Genomic DNA, 17254 nt, shown 5'->3' on the forward strand with positions numbered 1-17254 from the left:
CATGCTAATGATACCCATCCATGAGCAAAATCACAACCCCCGTTCAAAAAACGATGCAGAAATTAAAATACAAGCAGGCAAATCGCAATAGCTGCCACAAAACCAACCACATCTGAAAATAGTCCTACCTTCAAAGCATACCGTCCATTGCGGATACCTACCGCACCAAAATATACAGTTAGCACATATAACGTCGTGTCTGTGCTGCCCTGAATCGTTGAAGCGATCCGACCGATCATGGAATCCGGGCCATAGGTGCGAATTAGATCCGTCGTAAACGCAAGTGAACCAGTGCCCGTCAATGGACGAAGCAAACCTAAAGGCAATATCTCGCCCGGTACACCCCAGTGTTTAATCCAAGGGGTAACCCAAGAGATCAAATAGTCCAAGGCGCCGGATGCTCGAAAAATGCTAATCGCCACCATCATGCCTACGAGATGAGGAATAATGCTGATGGCGGTAGAAAATCCGTCTTTGGCTCCATCCACAAAAGAATCGTAGACAGGGACCTTTTTAGCATATGCATATAAAGGAATAAAAGCGAGAATAACCGGAATGGCCCAAGTCGATACGAGGTTTATAAAATTAAGCATGCCTCCCTCATCCTTTCCAAGTGGTGTCCCTGCCCTTGGCAGCCGTGATTCCCGTTCGCGGAACGGCAGGTAAAGATGCGGGCAACGTAGTTGAAGAGGCAGCAGATGTTGGTGCTGGTGGGGCGAGTGGCGCCAAGGATGACTGGGACGGCGGAATCGCCGGAGGACGGCGGCGCAATTCTCGACTACGGTACCAACGATCCGCCGCAATTGCAGCAAAGGTGGCTATTGCGGTCGCTACCAGTGTCGTACCGACGATTTCTGCCGGATGTGCGGAATGAAAATTTAGCCGTATCGCGATCAACGTCGTAGGAATAAGCGTAATACTGGCTGTATTCAGGGCGAGCAGCGTACACATGGCTGGTGTGGCGGTTTGCTTATCTGGATTGAGCGTCTGCAGCTCTTGCATCGCCTTGATTCCCATCGGTGTGGCTGCATTCCCCAGGCCCAGCAGATTGGCGCTCATATTGGACAGAATGTAACCCATAGCGGGATGATTACGCGGAACATCAGGGAAGAGAAAGGCAACTAAAGGAGAAAGAAGCTTGGATATTTTCTGTAAGAGCCCGCCATCTTCAGCCAGCCGCATCATGCCCATCCAGAACACCAGCACACTTATCAGTCCAAAGCACACTGTAACCCCCGTAGTTGCCCCGTCAAAAGCCGCTTTCGTCACCACCTCAATATTTCCCTGCGCGGCAGCAAATACAAATCCAATACAAATCAAAGCCACCCATATGAGATGAATCATGGCTGATTCCTCCTTTTCCCAATGATGTGACACGTACAGCTCTATTTCCTGGTTGCCCTATGCTCCAAACAAATTTTTAAGGATTTCGTTCCATCTGCTCGTCCAACCTCGTTGCTGAGTATTGTTCGCAGGTTCTTGTGCAGTTGGAGTCTCCTTCTGTGGCTGTACGGTATTTTGAGCAGACAGCTTACTACCTTTTGCATACACAGGAACAGAACCGATAAGTTTACCTTCCAAAAGGAATTCAACCCGTCCTCGTAAGCCAAAAGATACGTCCGCTCTATCGGCAGAAGCGGAATTTTTATACAACACCAGTCTTTTGTGCAACTGGGTTTTCTCGCCATCATGTAAAGGATAGGCAAAGCTTGTACCTGTTAATAGTGGGTAACCATCGATAGGTTGCTGCTTGTCCGTAATCGGAATGAGCGGATAATATCGGAATCCGTAATCAAGCATACGGGCATGATCGTTCCAATCGTCCCCGTCATTCAAGGTAACAGCAGCGAGCTGACGACCGTCCCGTGTAGCCGAACTGACCAGACAGCGAAACGCTTTTTTGGTAAAGCCTGTTTTCACCCCATCAGCTCCGTCATACAGCCGCAGCATTTTGTTTTTATTGTGCCATGAGTAATCCCAAGAATCGTTGGGATTCGGTGCTTTTTTCAATTCTGTTTTTACGATACGGGCAAAAGTTGGATTATGCAGCGCATAAGCAGTAAGCCGGGCCATATCATTGGCTGAGGAATAATGTCCCTCGGCATCCAGCCCGTGCGGATTAGCAAAATGTGTATGGCTTAGCCCAAGCTGAACCGCCTTGTCGTTCATCAAATGAACAAATCCCTCTTCTGTCCCCCCCACATGCTCAGCAATGGCAGAAGCGGCATCATTACCAGAACGGAGCATTAAGCCGTACAGCATATTTTCCAATGACATTTGTTCACCCATTTGCAAAAAAAGCGAGGACCCTTCTTTGGCATACGCGGTTGGGCTCACCTTTACCCGGTCCTGCAAGCGTCCATGTTCAATAGCCACGATCGCTGTCATAATTTTGGTCAGGCTGGCAATACGTAGCTCCCGGTCACCTTCGGAAGAATAAATGATTCTTCCTGATGTAACATCAATTAAAGAAGCAGCCTGTGCATGGGTTCCTAATGCGGGCGGCGCTACTTCTGTTTTTATCGCTCCCCGAACGGGCTGCGGACTTAGCAACGTAAGCGGCAATGACAAAATAAGCAGAAATACCAGCGGCAAAACAAATGCGCGTGCCTTATTCAAGAAATGGCTGTGGTCCGCGTGAATGTGTTGCTTTTTTTTAAACATTTGGATTCCTCCGGTTTTGAGCAAGTCTTGTACCATTCTATGTCCAAGCTGTTCAAAGTATGTCCACCTTTATAACAGAAAATTCCTTTACAGGACTAGCCATTAGCTGCTCCTTTTTCGCTTTCTTTCTACACAAACCAAGCAACATGCCCTCCTGAGCACATATATATTAGTTACTAAACGTTAAATATGGATCGAGGGGTTATAACATGCAGCGACTACAGTTTGAAATGATTTTAAGATCGCGGATTGTAGAGTCCGCAGAAGCATTGCATCGAAGCGGTGTATCCTTTGCCACTTTTGCTACCGCACGTTGCAACCCGCAATTTTGGAATTTAACGGAAAAAGGTGGCTTTCAGATCAAAGCAGGTGTCACACCAGCCCAAGGCATCAGAGATATCTTTTTAAACGGTCATCAATACGCTTTTGAATGTGCAACAGCTATGGTTATTGTGCTGTACAATGGAGTGCTGGATTCCATTCTGGAAAGTGAGTTTAATCGGATTTTTGCAGATATGCTGCTGTATGACTGGCACTATGACAGCGACCTCAGGCTCATACAGCAGGAAGGAAGTCATAAAGCGGCTCCTGGCGATATTCTGTATTTCAACAATCCGGATGTGTCGTCTGAAACATTAGAATGGAAAGGAGAAAATGTCGTTAAGCTGAAGGAAGACTTGTTTTATGGACATGGGATTGGCATCTTGCCGGCGAAAGGTATTATCGATTCCCTGAATCAACATCGTCGGCCTGATGCCACGGTATCCGCTTATTTGACGAATGAAGTGATCTATCCGGACTTCATCTACCTATCGCAGTTTGCTACCGAAGGAAATCGAAAAAATGAAATCTCGCTGCATACTTTATATCAACAGGAATACAGTCACCATATACATGCTTTCATTGGGGGAAGGCAGTATATTCGGGGATAGGCCCAAGTACAAGCAGAAAAGAAGGTATTCCTTAGCCTATACTCGGCTTTGGGATACCTTCCTGAGAGAATGCTTTTAATTTCAATAACTTTTACAAGTAAGCCGGGCCAGAATTACTGTGATCCGTAGCAACATCTACAGGTACCTGTGGGGGGGGAGTCTGCAAGTCGCCGCCTGAATTCCGGAAGATAGACTGAACCTTATCAATCAGGTATGGCGTGGAGTCAATGAGCTTCTCAATCAGATGCGTTTGATTGTCCAATGGAACGATTTGTGCCCCCTGTTTGCCAACAACCAGAAAAGCAATGGGATGAATAGATACACCACCACCGCTACCGCCTCCAAAAGGATGCCCTTCCTTCCCGCTATGATTACCCGACGCCGAGGAAGTATGAAGTGCCTCTTCGTCTACGTTAAAATCACTTCCCCCGGCAGCGAAACCAAATCCCACCTTACTGATTGGCAAAATAACAGAACCATCGGGTGTTTCCACTGCGTCTCCTACAATCGTATTCACGTCTACCATGGCTTTGATGTTTTCCATTGCGGTTTGCATGAGCCCTTGAATCGGGTGATCTGACATGATTTATTCCTCCTCTGCTTATCTCAAGCGTAGACTGCCTTTTCTTTCGCTATTGTGCGCAGGGGTTCAAGGAAATATGTATGTCATTCGATAGTTCAGAAAGGATTGAGTCTCACCTCTCTCCACTGTTTACCATTCATTGTTAGCTTGATGATCCGCCGCATTTTTTTTGAAAAAAACCCGTTTCCATGCCTCCGGTCCACCCGGAACGCGCCATATGCGGTAAGATAAGATGAGCATGGAGAACATTAAATAGCCGAGCGATACGTTTGCTTCACAGTTCAAAGTGGTGGTAAAACGCAAGCGATCCACCCAATAGGGCACAACATACAGCTTAGGGGTACAATCCATGCGTACAAAGCTTGAAGCATAACCGATCAAGGTTGTTTTTAATCCCCACAAAATACCAGTTGAGGTAGCTGTATATGCCGCGTCAGCAAGACTAATGTTGGTAGACCATTCCATTTTGGACATCGTCACATGTGCCAATGTATGTCGCAACCATTTATTAAAGGATTTCGTTCCCTTGAGCAAAACCCGTATATCATGTATAAATTGCTTGATTTTTACTGTATCAATATTACCGCTATCCACGGAAGCATCCGTTTTATGTATGTTTTTGTTGCGATCTAGCCGATAGAGAAGCCCCTTTTTCAACCCTGTTATGAGAATGGCCGGCACATCGTAATTCATTTTTATCATCCCGTATAGAAATCTGATCTCTAGATGCGCCCGATCATCATTGTCATGTTTGGCAATATTCAGCTTCAAACGAATACGAGAGAGCAGAACTGCCAGTACAAGTAATATAACGACGATGATGGCGATACTGATCCATTTCCACACTGGCGTGTCCTCCCTACCTTTTTGCTATAGAATATCATGGCAAAAATAGTATGACCGTTCGCCGGAAAATCATGCATCTTAAAATACCAACAGCCAGCCCCCAACGATATGAGGACTGGCTGTCTGTTTGAACTTTTACATAAGTGAACCGCAAGATCCGGAGCAACTTTATTGGGATTCAAGATCTAGATCGTTGGCCGCAGGCTGGCTACTCTCCAGACGCTCGAACAATAATTGAGTCTCTTCCTCCAAATTGTCCGAATTCTCGAACAGCTCCGGTTGCGGTAGATCTGCCAGAGAGCCCAGACCGAAATAATCCAAAAATGATTTCGTCGTTCCGTACAATATCGGCCGTCCGATGGCTTCAGCTCGACCTTTCTCTTCAATGAGCTCCTTGTTGACCAGTGTATGTATGGCCCGCTCGGATTTAACCCCCCGAATCTCTTCGATTTCAACTCTTGTAATGGGCTGGCGGTAGGCCACAATGGCCAGCGTCTCCAAAGCAGCTTGAGACAGTGACGCACGTGCCGGAGAGTATGCGAGCTTTTCAAAGTAAGGTGCATGTTCGGATAAAGTTGCAAGCTGATAATGACCGGCAATACGGACAAGTTGCAGGCCTCTTCCCCCCTGCTCCATGTCCTGCTTCATATCTTCCAGGCACTGTTCAACCAGCTCTTGCTGCTGCTCTACAATGTCGGCGATCTGCTTGGTGGACAACCCTTCCTCTCCTGCTAGAAACAGCAGTCCCTCAATAATTGATTTCAGCTTCAGATAATCCATTAACCCGTAAATCCCCTCTCCACTCCATTACAATATCATCGAAAAGCTTCTCCTGATAACAGAAAATTTGCTTCATTTTCATCAGTTCAAGGATAGCCAAAAAGGTCACAACCACTTCATGCCGATACATATCCTCATGCATCAGCTTGGAGAACAGCAGCCGTCCTCCATTCCCCACCATCTCTAAAGCCCCGATAACTTGCCGGATACGGTCCTTGACTGAAATTTCGTCCCGATGAACACGGGTTACCGTCGTACGTCGTTCTGCTTTGCGCAAAGCACGCTGAAAGGCTGCGACCAAATCGCTTGCATGCAGCCCATGCACCGGATTTACGGGTTCAGTGGGCAGGAATGCACTCAGATCTTCTGGCTCTTTGCCATAAATTAGACTCCGCTCCCACTCACGTTCACTTAGATGGCGAGCAATCCCTTTATATTTACGATACTCCACCAGCTTGCGGACCAGTTCCTCACGTGGATCATAATCCTCTTCCTCATAAAAATCCAAATCGTCATATTCCATCACAGGTGGCTTGGGAAGCAACAATTTACTCTTAATGGATAAGAGCGTCGCCGCCATCACCAGAAACTCGCTCGTAATGTCCAGTTCCAGCTCCTGCATACTGTGCAAAAAAGCCATATACTGATCAGTAATATCGCTAATCGGGATATCCTGAATGTCGATTTCGGCTTTATCAATCAGATGCAACAGTAGATCCAGCGGACCCTCGAATGTTTCCAGCTTGTAGTTTACGACTGTCAATGTGCTTCCCCCTGCCTTACTCCAATCATCATTCAACAATACCTTTCCCTATAGCACTTATGCTCTGCGTTATCAATCCCTCTTTCTGTAGTATATACGTCATCGCCTTGCTTAACAATCCAATCCCTTTTTTCCCCTTGCAGTTTATACCGTTCTATCAGCTATTCCTATCATTAAAATTGCTTGCCGAGATTGGCCATTTCAATCGCAGCCAGTGCTGAATCCCAACCTTTATTACCAGCCTTCGTACCTGCTCGTTCAATAGCCTGTTCAATGTTTTCTGTAGTCACTACCCCAAAAATAACAGGTACTCCCGTTTTTAGGCTGCTCGCTGCCACACCCTTGGCCACTTCATTGCAGACGATATCATAATGTGAAGTAGAACCACGGATGACCGTACCCAGCGTAATTACGGCATCATATTTGCCGCTTGCAGCCATTTTTTGCGCAATTAGTGAAATTTCAAATGCACCCGGAACCCAGGCTACATCAATTTCATCTTCCTGTGCACCATGTCGTTGAAGTGCGTCAATTGCACCGCTTAACAGCTTGCTCGTAATAAACTCATTAAATCTGCCCACCACAATACCATATTTTAAACCGTTCGATACAAGATTACCTTCTAGAAAACGTGCCATAATTAATCAACCTCTCTTAATTTAAATTATTTACAATGACAAACGACGACGGTAGTCCACCAAATCCTGAATACTGATCAGCTTCAATTGATGTCGCTTAGCGACCAATGCCAGATCAGGCAGGCGGGCCATTGAGCCATCTTCCTTTATAATTTCACAAATGACTCCAGCAGGCTTGAAGCCACTGAGTCGAGCCAGATCAACAGCCGCCTCCGTGTGACCAGCACGCTGCAAGACACCCCCATCGCGAGCAATCAGCGGGAACATGTGACCAGGCTTGCGGAAATCACTTCCTGTGACTGCTTCGTCTGCCAAGGCGCGTACAGTCAAGGAACGCTCGGCCGCTGAAATCCCCGTTGTTGTCTCCATATGATCTACCGATACCGTAAAGGCAGTACCGTGGAAATCTGTATTTTGCTTTACCATAGGATGCAATTCCAAGGCCTCGGCTCTTTGTCGTGTGATCGGCACACAGACCAACCCGCGACCTTCTGTAATCATGAAATTAATGACCTCAGGCGACGCTTTTTCAGCCAAAGCGATAAAATCGCCTTCATTTTCGCGCTGTTCATCATCCACTACAATGACAACCTTACCGTTTTTCAAGTCCTCCAACGCTTCTTCGATGGAATCCAAACGAATCTCTTCGTCATGTTCCAACTCACCATGCTCTATGACGTTTGCCATTGCACTTGTTTGGCTACCTCTATCCATAACACTTTCCTCCTTATGTCTTGTGCCACGAATGCTCCTAAACAGGTTTACCATTCAATATCAGGCAAAGCCGTATTTCGCCAAATAGTCCAAACTGAGAGGAGCTTTTTCTACTCTCTCCGCCTCCGTTGCACCTCTGTAATTTAAAAGCTGTTCTACATATTTGCCCAAAATATCGCATTCGATATTGACGGTATCCCCCTCACGTTTGGCTTGTAAGGCCGTTTCGGATAAGGTGTGGGGAATAATGGATACGGCAAAGGTATCTCCCGTACGCTGTGCGACTGTGAGGCTTATACCATCAATTGTGATTGACCCTTTGAGAAGAATATATTTAAATAATGTTTGATTTTTAGGCTCAATTTCGAACACCACTGCATTCTGGTCTGATGTCACCCCGCGAATCGTTCCCGTCCCGTCCACATGTCCTTGCACGATATGTCCTCCGAACCTTCCACTCGCCGCCATCGCTCGCTCCAGATTGACTCGGCTGCCGGATCTCAACTCTTTCAGATTAGTGCTACGAAAGGTTTCCGGCATCACATCAACCTTAAAGTCTTTCGTACCGATCTGTATCGCCGTCAGGCAAACGCCATTCACTGAGACACTGTCTCCTATTTTTAAATCGCCCAACACCACGGAACCCGAAATCCCCAGCACCATCGCTTCACCGCTTTTGGAAATGGTTTGAATACGACCCACTTCCTCGACCAATCCGGTAAACATGCCTTCACTCCTTTCCACTACATCTCAGTTTATCCCTAATTCATCAGCTATAAGCGCAAAAAACCCCCAGTTCGGATTCAATCCGTCATGGGGGTGATGAGAGTCACATTTGTAGTATACAAGCGCAGTTCATTTGCATCTTAAGACGACATGAAATCATAGGTTTGCCAATAGAAAGCATGACTGAGTATACAGCCAAATACGCTCAGAACACCCATCAAAAAGAAAGCTTAAGCAAGCTATCGCCCGATGCTGTCCTACAACGAAATAAGCCGTACGCACAATTGGGTATGCTAAAAATCGGCACATGTCACGTCATGCACATGCGCTTCGTATCCTTCTCCCATCCAGACTATACTGTCGGTCCCGGATTTGCACCAGGTCCACCTTCTGCTGATCATTCAGCATCCGGGTCACGGACTAAGCCATGCTGTTTCTCACAAAAACGATCCACAAACATGTCATCACCGCCGGTGGGGAATTTCGCCCCGCCCCGAAGGATCTTGCTCTTATTTAATTGAATTAACATTAAACTTGTTACGTATATTAGCACCGACCTCTAAAAAAAGCAAGTTATCAAATAGAAGCTCCTGCTTTGGTTTTGACATATTGGCTGGAGAGTTCTTCAAACCAGGTTTTATCGTTCATATGAAGCGCCAAGTCAATCAGATCGGCCAGTTCCTCGACTCCCAGCTCTGTTGCATGATCAAAGGTAATTACGGCTGAAGCAACCGGTCCTCGCCCTTCCTCAGAACATGCTTCATAATCCAGTCGTACATCAACATGTCCGTCAATAAACTCGCATTTTAGAAAATAAATAATTTCGCACATTAAAATGGGGCGTACTTGTGTTTCTAACACGCAATCCATCACCTTGGCAGAATAATGCTGGTTCGTCAGCGTAAATTTGTGTTCTGTCGCTGCCAGCGAGGTCCGTCCAAAATCATCCGTAAACTTGAGTTCCACTGGCTTGATGTTCATAACCTTAGGGATTTGCTTCTTTATAATTTCGATTATTTCAACTGTATTCAGCTTAATCATTACCTGCACCTCATTGCATCTTAAAATTCAGAAGAAAACTTTTTAACGTGCCTCTTATAGGCCTCCACTCCTATATCGGAAATCATTACCTGTTTTTTTATGCTTCAACCCATAAACGACAAAAAAGATTCTTTGCGCAAAAAGCGCAAAGAATCTTGATCGAGCCACTACAGTAACAGCGGCTAACAATGTTAATCGATGATTATGCAAAAAACAGGATTATAGCTCTGAAATTTCATGTTTCTTTTTCAGGATAGTCCAGCGACGCTCAATCTCCTGTTCAAAGGTCGCCAGCGTAGCCTCCTCCTTAATAAGATGCTTCGTTTTACCCATTAATTTCAGCCATTCAGCAGCTGGAATTCGTTTTCCTTTGTCCTCCGGATTGTACGTAATCGTCGTACTGCCTTGCTCTATTTCGTACAAAGGAAAGAAACAGGACTCGACTGCGGCGCCCACAATGCTGGTACCCAGTCTGTCTTCGGATTTCCAATTCAGCGGACAGGCGCACAGGATTTTACCATAGGCCGTACCCACGTTGTTTGCATACCATTGAGCCTTGGCTGCTTTACGCAGCATATCCTGCGGATGACTTTCAGCAGCGGTAAAAGCATACGGAATGTTACAAGCAGCCATGATTTGCACGGTATCCTTGTGATGCCCTTGCTTTCCTTTTTGCATTTTACCTACACCCGACGTACTGGTCATGTGACCGAGCGGAGTGGAGTAAGATTGCTGTGAACCTGTATTCATGTACCCCTCGTTATCATATTCCAGCATGATTAGCTTATGATTACGCAGAGCCGCACCAATCGCAGAACCCATACCAATATCCATCCCACCGTCACCACTAATCATGATAAAGGTCGGATCGTCCGACATCTCAATTTCATTACGCCGTTTCATTTCCATGTAAGCTTCCAGCGCTCCTGAAAGGGTAGCGGCCCCGTTTTGAAAAAGATTGTGGATCATCGGTTGTTTGTGTGATGTATATGGATACCCTGTCGTCGTCACATATACGCAGCCTGTCTGGAACAGCACGACAATATCCCCTTCAATACCTTTGAAAAACAGTTCCAGCGCAGACAATGCCCCACATCCTGGACAAGCTCCGTGGCCTGGTGAAAGACGCCGTGGTTTGGTTGTCAACGACCGCAAAGGGGGTACCTTGACCTTGAGCTTCCCGGTCTCCTCGTCCGGCGTAACCTGAATCAGACCCGTACGGTAATCATTACCACGTGGCGGCTGCATAACTTGCGGCATCACCTTGTCCGGTGAACCCGAATTAATTCCGTAGTAATCAAAGGGCTTCTCTACTCGTCCGGCCTCTGCCGCCTCGATTGCAAGCTGGAAGAACGCCTCTGCATCTTCTGCATAAAAATCTTTGCCGCCCAAGCCAAAGATACGGCTCAACACGAGTGTCCGATTCAGCGGGTCCTCCTGCAAGGCCGCTTTAATTTCATGCGTTAAATTACCGCCGTCCGCCCCATACGAGTCTGCACGTTCACCTACCAGCAACGCCTTGACATTGCGTAATGCTTCCCGCAGTTGTGCGGCTGGGAACGGTCGGATGATGTTCGGACGTATCACACCAGCTTTAATTCCGCGCGCGCGGAGTTGATCCGCCACATCCTTGGCCGATTCAGCCGCCGAATTCAACAGAAATACCGCAACCTCAGCATCCTCCATTTGATACAGATCTAAAATCGGGTATTCCCGACCGGATAAAGCGGCATATTCTGCTGCTACCTGCTCATATACTCCTTCTGACAGCTTCAGTGCTTCGGACAGCTGAACATGATTATTCGTCAAGTCATCGCCGTTCATATGCGCGCCCACAGTAACAGGATGATCAAAATCCGTAATATTCGGATAATTTAAGTTCGGGTTAGGACCTACAAAACCACGCACGGTCTCAGCATCGGCAAAATATTGCACTTTACGTTTTTGATGGGACGTATAAAAACCGTCATATGCGACCATTACAGGCAGCCGAACATCGCTGTGCTCTGCAATTTTTAGTGCCATAATGTTCATATCATACACAGCCTGTGGTGTACTTGCCGTCAAAATGACCCAGCCTGTATTCAAACCATAGTACAGATCCGAATGATCTCCGCGAATATCTAGGGGACCACTGACAGCTCGTGTCACCAGATTCATAACCATAGGAAAACGGGTACCTGACTGAACAGGTAACTGCTCCAGCATGTACAGGAAACCTTGCGAACTAGTGGCGTTCACCACCCTCGCTCCCGCTGCGGCAGCTCCATAACAAATCCCTGCCGATCCGTGTTCTCCGTCTGCTGCAACCAGCTTAATATTATGCTGACCTCTCGTTCTCATCTGATCTAGATACTGCGCTACCTCGGTAGATGGAGTAATCGGGAAATATCCCATCATATGATAATTAATCTGCGCAGCCGCCGTTGCTGCCATTTCATTACCGGATTCGAACGTTGTCACTTGCGCGGCGCCTGTCTGTTTGAGTTCTTCCTCCAGTTTTGCCATTACGCACGCCCTCCTTCATATACCGGAAATTGGTGGGCAACTCGATTCTGTTCAGCCCATCCCCATTGCTCGCGACGCGAGCTTAGTGCCCCCGATGGGCAAATATCTACACATTTCAGACATCCTTTGCAATACTGGTAATCAATCCCTTGCAAAAATGGCATCATTCTTCCGCGTTTGTCTGCTTGCTCTTCCCATACAAAACAGTAATCCGGGCAAATCGAATCACACTTGGCACAATGGGTACATTTATCAACTTCATATTCAGGCACATACCCCTGACGTGAACCACTAACATCTCTCGTTATGCTGTTTCCCTGAGTTGCAATAACGCCCCCCAGTAATTGCGTTTCGTATCCCAGCAATGGCTGCGGACGTTCAAAAACCCGATCCTGCGCGTCATCAGTAACCGGATATACGTGCAGTTCCATTTCATCATAACCACGGTTAAACGTACGCAGATTAGGTTCCACTAACAGTGGATTTTTCTTTTCAAAGGTACTGCGTATAACCGATCTCATCGCTTCCGGGTCCAGGAAGTCACAGACACGGAACAAGGCACCGAGCATGGACGTATTTAGTTTGGTTCGCTCTTCCAGTGCGATGCCCATCGCATCCACCACCGCTAATGTTCCGGATACCAGTCCCAAATCAGCCCGTATTTCTTCTGCCGGACGCGTGGAATTAACCACTACAATCCCATCCGCTGGCAGTCCGCTGATTACATTTACCGTTTTGTATAACGTTTCATGGAAAATGCCTACCACATGCGGTTGCTCAATCGGACTGTGATCCCGAATATCGACTTCTGGCTCACAGAAACGGACGAAACTTTTAACCGGAGTTCCCTTTTTTTCCGAACCGTAGGACGAAAAATTTGAAGCATTCAGCCCCAGACCAAGCACCCCGGTTTCGGCCAACATTTTGCCAGCCAGATTAGCGCCGAGTCCACCAATGGATTCCAGCCGGATTTCAAAAAATCCGAGTCGATTTGTGCTCGTTAAAATAGACAATGTGATAAGCCCCCTTCTTTTCCAATCCTTAACGAGTTTGAATACTCATATAAAAAAAATTGGAAATTGCATTCTTATGAAAAGGCTATCACAACACTTACTTTTCGAATGTGATCTTACGCACTGTAATGCCTACGTGATTGCGAAAATCAATAAACCGTCAAACAAAAGACAACAAAAGCCGTCCTGTCCAAAGACAGAACGGCTTAGGTGCAACGCTATTTAAAAAAGATCATGTAATTAACGGTAAAATTACACGTCAAATACTTTAACCTCTTTCATTTTGTCGCCTTGCTTTACAGCATCAATGAATTCCATACCTTTGGTTACTTTACCAAATACAGTATGTACTCCATCTAAATGTGGTTGTGGAGCGTAGCAGATAAAGAATTGGCTGCCACCTGTGTTGCGACCTGCATGAGCCATGGACAGAACGCCTTTGGCATGCTTTGTTGTATTCGTAGCTGTTTCACAGTCAATCGTGTAACCAGGACCGCCTGTACCGTTACCGATCGGACAACCACCTTGAGCAACAAAGCCAGGAATGACACGGTGGAAGCTCAAACCGTTGTAGTAACCGCTGTTTGCCAGCTTTTCAAAGTTAGCAACGGTGTTTGGAGCTTCTTCTGGGAAAAAGTCAATTTCGACGATACCGCCGTTTTCAAGATCTATTCTACCTTTTTTCATTGTTTGTATCTCCTTTTCAACCTGTTTTGAGAACTAAATAACATCAAGTTCCAGTTTACTATGAATTGCCGCGCTTAGCAAAGTCTTGTCCAAAAAAAAAGGGCCATTGACCCCGGTATATGATTACCGACTCAATGGCCTGCTTGATCTTACAATGTTAAAATCAGGACGAAACCGTAATCTTGGCGTTGGGCTGAACCGCCGGACTGGCTTGATCACGAACCAAGCGCTGTGGCACAACATCGTTGCGTACCATATCTTCGTAGGTTTCCCGACGCACCACCAACTCGGCCTCACCGTTGTTGACAAATACAACTGCAGGTCGACGTATTCGGTTATAATTACTCGCCATCGAGTAATTATAGGCTCCGGTTGAGGCAACAGCGAGCAAGTCGCCGCTATTTATACGAGGCAGCTCTACATCCCAAATCAGCATATCGCCGCTTTCGCAGCATTTGCCCGCAATGGACACCGTCTCTTCGTTCGTATCCTGCGCTCGATTAGCCAGCATCGCTTCATACTTGGCCTGATACAGTGCAGGGCGTGGATTATCTGTCATCCCACCATCTACCGAAACATATTTACGTACTTGCGGAATATCCTTGATGCTTCCTACCGTATATAAGGTCGTGCCTGAATCGCCTACAATACTGCGTCCCGGCTCAATCCAAATTTCTGGAAGTTCATCGTAAAGTCCTGAAAAATAAGTTTTCACCGCTTCGCCGATAGCCTGCACATAGGTGGAAACTTTCAGCGGTGTGTCCTCCTCTGTGTAGCGAATGCCAAATCCCCCACCCAGATTAATCACTTTGAAAGAAAACTGAAGCTGTTCCTTAATTTCTCTGGAAAAAGCTGCAACCCGTTCAGCAGCCATTTGGAAGCCATTCACTTCGAATATTTGCGAACCGATATGAGAATGTACCCCCAGCAGGTTAAGATGATCTAGCTTGATAGCCTGTTCCACTGCTTGGCGTGCTGTACCGTTCCCAATGTCAAAGCCAAATTTCGAATCTTCTTGACCTGTGGCCATATATTCATGCGTGTGCGCCTCAACCCCTGGTGTAACCCGCAGTAAGATATTCACCTGCTGTTCCTTCTCAGAGGCAAGGGCCTGCAACAAATGCAACTCCATTTCGCTATCGACGACGAAGCAACCAATTTGCGCATCTAACGCCATTTCAATTTCTTCCGGTGTTTTGTTATTGCCGTGAAAATGGATTCGTTCTGCCGGGAACCCTGCTTGTAGCGCAGTAAATAATTCTCCACTGGAAACAACGTCAAGCGACATCCCTTCTTCAGCAGCTAAAGCGCACATCGCCATAACACAAAACGCTTTGCTTGCATAAGCAACTTGAAACTTCAATCCAGTTTCACGAAAAGCTTCTATGAATTCCCGGCAACGCCGGCGGACTAACTGTTCGTCAACAATATATAGCGGCGTGCCAAAACGCTCTTTCAAAAGCGTTGTATCACAACCGCCGATCTCCAAATGTCCATTGCTGTTAATTTTACTGCTTCCATGCAAATACATGTTCTGGCGCCTCTCTTTCTGGAACAAGCTAGTCATATTCCATCGAATGTTTACACCAGTATAGCAAAAAAAACATCAAGAACAATGGATTTTTATGCAGATCATTTATATTAATGCTCCTGTCCATTGCCTGAGTTCGAATCTGTGTCGGCATCCGTATGGGGCATACGCGTATTGTCCCTCGTTTTGTTAGATGACGGGCGGTTAGCCGCATCTAGTACAGGCATACGGAACAAGATGGAAGCTAACGCTTTGGCATTAAAAGGAATGAACGGCCACAAATACGAAGAATTATATGACCGATGCAGCGTCAGCATCAAAATGATCAGTGTCGTACCCACGACAAAGCCCGGTACGTGAAAAATCGCAACAGCAACCAGCAGGAATAGTCGAATCAGTCTATTTGCCAGCCCCAGCTCGTAGCTCGGTGTTGCGAACATTCCTATGGCAGCGACAGCCATATACAGCACGACCTCATTCACGAAAAGTCCCGTCTTAACCGCTATATCACCGACCAGAATGGCTGCGATCAAGCCCATAGCGGAAGCCAGTGGTGTCGGAGTATGCACAGCCGCCATTCGCATGAGATCGACCCCTAGTTCCACGATGATAAACTGTGCAATCAGCGGAAGATGTGCTTCCTTTTGAGGACCAATAAAATCAAGAAAAGCTGGTTTTAATTCGGGATTGATGACCATTAGCAGCCACATCGGAAGCAGAAACATTGAGGCGAATATGCCTAAAAAACGTACCCACCGCAAATAACTTCCCATAAAAGCGGTTTGCCGATTTTCTTCTGCATGCTGACACAAGTCAAAAAAAGTGGTAGGCAAGATCATCACGCTGGGTGAGGTATCTACGAAAATAACGAGTCTCCCTTCCATAATATGCGATGCCACGACATCTGGTCGCTCCGAATATCGTACTAATGGATATGGATTCCAACCTTTATTGATAATCGTCTCCTCTAATTGCTTATCGGCCAGCGGAATACCATCCAAATTAACATTTTTAATTTTGTCTCGTACAGTATCCACCATCACCTTATCTACAATATCGTCAATATAGCCCAAGCATACGTCCGTTCGAGTTCGGCGTCCGACCTGCATAGCCTCAAATTTAAGTCCTGGGTCCCGCAAACGCCGGCGTACCAGACCTACATTTGTAAGCATTGTTTCAGTAAACCCGTCGCGGGCACCGCGCACAACCCGCTCCAAAGAGGGTTCCTCTGGACTACGCACCGGATAATTACGGGTATCCAGAATAAGGGAAAAACGTTCACCTTCCATGAAAAAGGCACTCATCCCCGTCAGTACCTTGTTAATGACGACTGACATCTTATCTGTCTTCTCCACCTGAATATGTGGAATAAAGTTTTCGAAATACGCTTGTAGTCCATCGGAAGAGAGATTATCCGGCGTCAGATAGGTGAGCCGCTTTAGCACTTCAAGCATAATTTGATCCTTCGCAAAGGTATTCAGGAACAGATATCCAGTATGACGCCCTCCCAGTGTCATTTCCCTGAATACGACATCAAAGGTCTCCCCCAAACCTAATACTGTTTCAAGTGTATTCTTGTTATCCTTCATCCTCGGCGATATATTATCTTCGGCCTGCCAGTAGCGAACGGACTCCTCTACGTTATCAGATCGCTCACTCTCTTTTTTGTGTTTAAAACGTGCAGATTCCTGCGCCTGCTTTTCCTGCCATGGACTCAACTTTTCTTCGCCAGTATGATATTCCCTTCCGATTACCCCGTCTTCTTGATGCTGCTCCCGATGCTCTTGATCCGCTCTGTGATCCATATTCCTTGTCCCCTTCGCTTTCG

Annotated in this window: 17 protein-coding genes and 1 riboswitch; of the genes, 1 reads left to right on the forward strand and 16 read right to left on the reverse strand. The window is 46.5% G+C overall.

Annotation, left to right across the window (positions count from 1 at the left end; genetic code table 11):
• Positions 1-62: 62 nt before the first annotated feature.
• The 3 genes from MKX46_RS04700 to MKX46_RS04710 are packed head-to-tail and all read right to left on the reverse strand — an operon-like array spanning position 63 to position 2664.
• Positions 63-593: a spore maturation protein gene (locus MKX46_RS04700; RefSeq protein WP_322251805.1), complete on the reverse strand. Its 531-nt coding sequence runs from the start codon at positions 591-593 to the stop codon at positions 63-65.
• Between the two features lie 7 nt (positions 594-600).
• Positions 601-1344 carry a nucleoside recognition domain-containing protein gene (locus tag MKX46_RS04705; RefSeq protein ID WP_029517310.1) on the reverse strand — a complete coding sequence of 248 codons (744 nt, stop codon included), beginning with the start codon at positions 1342-1344 and terminating at the stop codon, positions 601-603.
• A gap of 57 nt (positions 1345-1401) precedes the next feature.
• Positions 1402-2664, reverse strand: coding sequence for a D-alanyl-D-alanine carboxypeptidase family protein (locus MKX46_RS04710; RefSeq protein ID WP_341070948.1), 1263 nt, complete (start codon positions 2662-2664; stop codon positions 1402-1404).
• A gap of 209 nt (positions 2665-2873) precedes the next feature.
• Between MKX46_RS04710 and MKX46_RS04715 the strand changes: the two genes are divergently transcribed.
• Positions 2874-3596, forward strand: a complete 723-nt coding sequence (locus MKX46_RS04715) for a hypothetical protein (RefSeq protein ID WP_029517308.1) — start codon at positions 2874-2876, stop codon at positions 3594-3596.
• A gap of 91 nt (positions 3597-3687) precedes the next feature.
• Here the strand turns inward: MKX46_RS04715 and ytfJ are convergent, their stop codons facing one another.
• The 13 genes from ytfJ to MKX46_RS04780 all read right to left on the reverse strand — a co-directional run bounded on the left by ytfJ (position 3688) and on the right by MKX46_RS04780 (position 17231).
• Positions 3688-4179: a GerW family sporulation protein gene (ytfJ, locus tag MKX46_RS04720; protein ID WP_029517307.1), complete on the reverse strand. Its 492-nt coding sequence runs from the start codon at positions 4177-4179 to the stop codon at positions 3688-3690.
• Between the two features lie 129 nt (positions 4180-4308).
• On the reverse strand, positions 4309-5025 hold the full coding sequence (locus tag MKX46_RS04725; protein WP_029517306.1) for a DUF2953 domain-containing protein: 717 nt from the start codon (positions 5023-5025) through the stop codon (positions 4309-4311).
• Between the two features lie 168 nt (positions 5026-5193).
• Positions 5194-5805 (reverse strand): SMC-Scp complex subunit ScpB, encoded by a 612-nt coding sequence (gene scpB / locus MKX46_RS04730; protein WP_029517305.1) that lies wholly within the window; start codon positions 5803-5805, stop codon positions 5194-5196.
• Complete coding sequence (locus MKX46_RS04735) at positions 5774-6568, reverse strand: segregation and condensation protein A (protein ID WP_029517304.1); 795 nt, start codon at positions 6566-6568, stop codon at positions 5774-5776. Before MKX46_RS04735 ends, scpB begins: the two co-directional genes overlap by 32 nt.
• 173 nt (positions 6569-6741) lie before the next feature.
• Positions 6742-7206 (reverse strand): 6,7-dimethyl-8-ribityllumazine synthase, encoded by a 465-nt coding sequence (ribH, locus tag MKX46_RS04740; protein ID WP_023989205.1) that lies wholly within the window; start codon positions 7204-7206, stop codon positions 6742-6744.
• Between the two features lie 30 nt (positions 7207-7236).
• Positions 7237-7920 carry a 3,4-dihydroxy-2-butanone-4-phosphate synthase gene (gene ribB, locus MKX46_RS04745; protein WP_341039539.1) on the reverse strand — a complete coding sequence of 228 codons (684 nt, stop codon included), beginning with the start codon at positions 7918-7920 and terminating at the stop codon, positions 7237-7239.
• A gap of 60 nt (positions 7921-7980) precedes the next feature.
• Positions 7981-8646, reverse strand: coding sequence for a riboflavin synthase (ribE, locus tag MKX46_RS04750; RefSeq protein WP_341039540.1), 666 nt, complete (start codon positions 8644-8646; stop codon positions 7981-7983).
• Positions 8647-8977: 331 nt separating this feature from the next.
• Positions 8978-9151: riboswitch (FMN riboswitch) on the reverse strand.
• Between the two features lie 71 nt (positions 9152-9222).
• The gene (locus MKX46_RS04755; protein WP_029517301.1) at positions 9223-9687 is read right to left on the reverse strand and encodes an IDEAL domain-containing protein; all 465 of its coding nucleotides are present in this window, start codon (positions 9685-9687) and stop codon (positions 9223-9225) included.
• Positions 9688-9906: 219 nt separating this feature from the next.
• Positions 9907-12195: a thiamine pyrophosphate-dependent enzyme gene (locus tag MKX46_RS04760; RefSeq protein WP_165147036.1), complete on the reverse strand. Its 2289-nt coding sequence runs from the start codon at positions 12193-12195 to the stop codon at positions 9907-9909.
• Positions 12195-13208, reverse strand: a complete 1014-nt coding sequence (locus MKX46_RS04765) for a 2-oxoacid:acceptor oxidoreductase family protein (RefSeq protein ID WP_029517299.1) — start codon at positions 13206-13208, stop codon at positions 12195-12197. The genes MKX46_RS04760 and MKX46_RS04765 overlap by 1 nt, the downstream gene beginning before the upstream one ends.
• 252 nt (positions 13209-13460) lie before the next feature.
• Positions 13461-13895, reverse strand: coding sequence for a peptidylprolyl isomerase (locus MKX46_RS04770; RefSeq protein WP_013310775.1), 435 nt, complete (start codon positions 13893-13895; stop codon positions 13461-13463).
• Positions 13896-14058: 163 nt separating this feature from the next.
• Complete coding sequence (gene lysA / locus MKX46_RS04775; RefSeq protein WP_341070949.1) at positions 14059-15426, reverse strand: diaminopimelate decarboxylase; 1368 nt, start codon at positions 15424-15426, stop codon at positions 14059-14061.
• Positions 15427-15536: 110 nt separating this feature from the next.
• On the reverse strand, positions 15537-17231 hold the full coding sequence (locus MKX46_RS04780) for a spore germination protein (RefSeq protein WP_029517297.1): 1695 nt from the start codon (positions 17229-17231) through the stop codon (positions 15537-15539).
• Between the last annotated feature and the right edge of the window lie 23 nt (positions 17232-17254).

The sequence above is a fragment of the Paenibacillus sp. FSL P4-0113 genome (genome assembly GCF_038009305.1).
Classification (GTDB): Bacteria; Bacillota; Bacilli; order Paenibacillales; family Paenibacillaceae; genus Paenibacillus; species Paenibacillus polymyxa_D.

What these genes read in the sequence shown, in the direction of transcription:
- MKX46_RS04700 (WP_322251805.1), bottom strand. Translation starts at nt 593, where the DNA reads ATGCTTAATTTTATAAACCTCGTATCGACTTGGGCCATTCCGGTTATT.
- MKX46_RS04705 (WP_029517310.1), bottom strand. Translation starts at nt 1,344, where the DNA reads ATGATTCATCTCATATGGGTGGCTTTGATTTGTATTGGATTTGTATTT.
- MKX46_RS04710 (WP_341070948.1), bottom strand. Translation starts at nt 2,664, where the DNA reads ATGTTTAAAAAAAAGCAACACATTCACGCGGACCACAGCCATTTCTTG.
- MKX46_RS04715 (WP_029517308.1), top strand. Translation starts at nt 2,874, where the DNA reads ATGCAGCGACTACAGTTTGAAATGATTTTAAGATCGCGGATTGTAGAG.
- ytfJ (WP_029517307.1), bottom strand. Translation starts at nt 4,179, where the DNA reads ATGTCAGATCACCCGATTCAAGGGCTCATGCAAACCGCAATGGAAAAC.
- scpB (WP_029517305.1), bottom strand. Translation starts at nt 5,805, where the DNA reads ATGGATTATCTGAAGCTGAAATCAATTATTGAGGGACTGCTGTTTCTA.
- ribH (WP_023989205.1), bottom strand. Translation starts at nt 7,206, where the DNA reads ATGGCACGTTTTCTAGAAGGTAATCTTGTATCGAACGGTTTAAAATAT.
- ribB (WP_341039539.1), bottom strand. Translation starts at nt 7,920, where the DNA reads ATGGATAGAGGTAGCCAAACAAGTGCAATGGCAAACGTCATAGAGCAT.
- ribE (WP_341039540.1), bottom strand. Translation starts at nt 8,646, where the DNA reads ATGTTTACCGGATTGGTCGAGGAAGTGGGTCGTATTCAAACCATTTCC.
- MKX46_RS04755 (WP_029517301.1), bottom strand. Translation starts at nt 9,687, where the DNA reads ATGATTAAGCTGAATACAGTTGAAATAATCGAAATTATAAAGAAGCAA.
- MKX46_RS04760 (WP_165147036.1), bottom strand. Translation starts at nt 12,195, where the DNA reads ATGGCAAAACTGGAGGAAGAACTCAAACAGACAGGCGCCGCGCAAGTG.
- MKX46_RS04770 (WP_013310775.1), bottom strand. Translation starts at nt 13,895, where the DNA reads ATGAAAAAAGGTAGAATAGATCTTGAAAACGGCGGTATCGTCGAAATT.
- lysA (WP_341070949.1), bottom strand. Translation starts at nt 15,426, where the DNA reads ATGTATTTGCATGGAAGCAGTAAAATTAACAGCAATGGACATTTGGAG.
- MKX46_RS04780 (WP_029517297.1), bottom strand. Translation starts at nt 17,231, where the DNA reads ATGGATCACAGAGCGGATCAAGAGCATCGGGAGCAGCATCAAGAAGAC.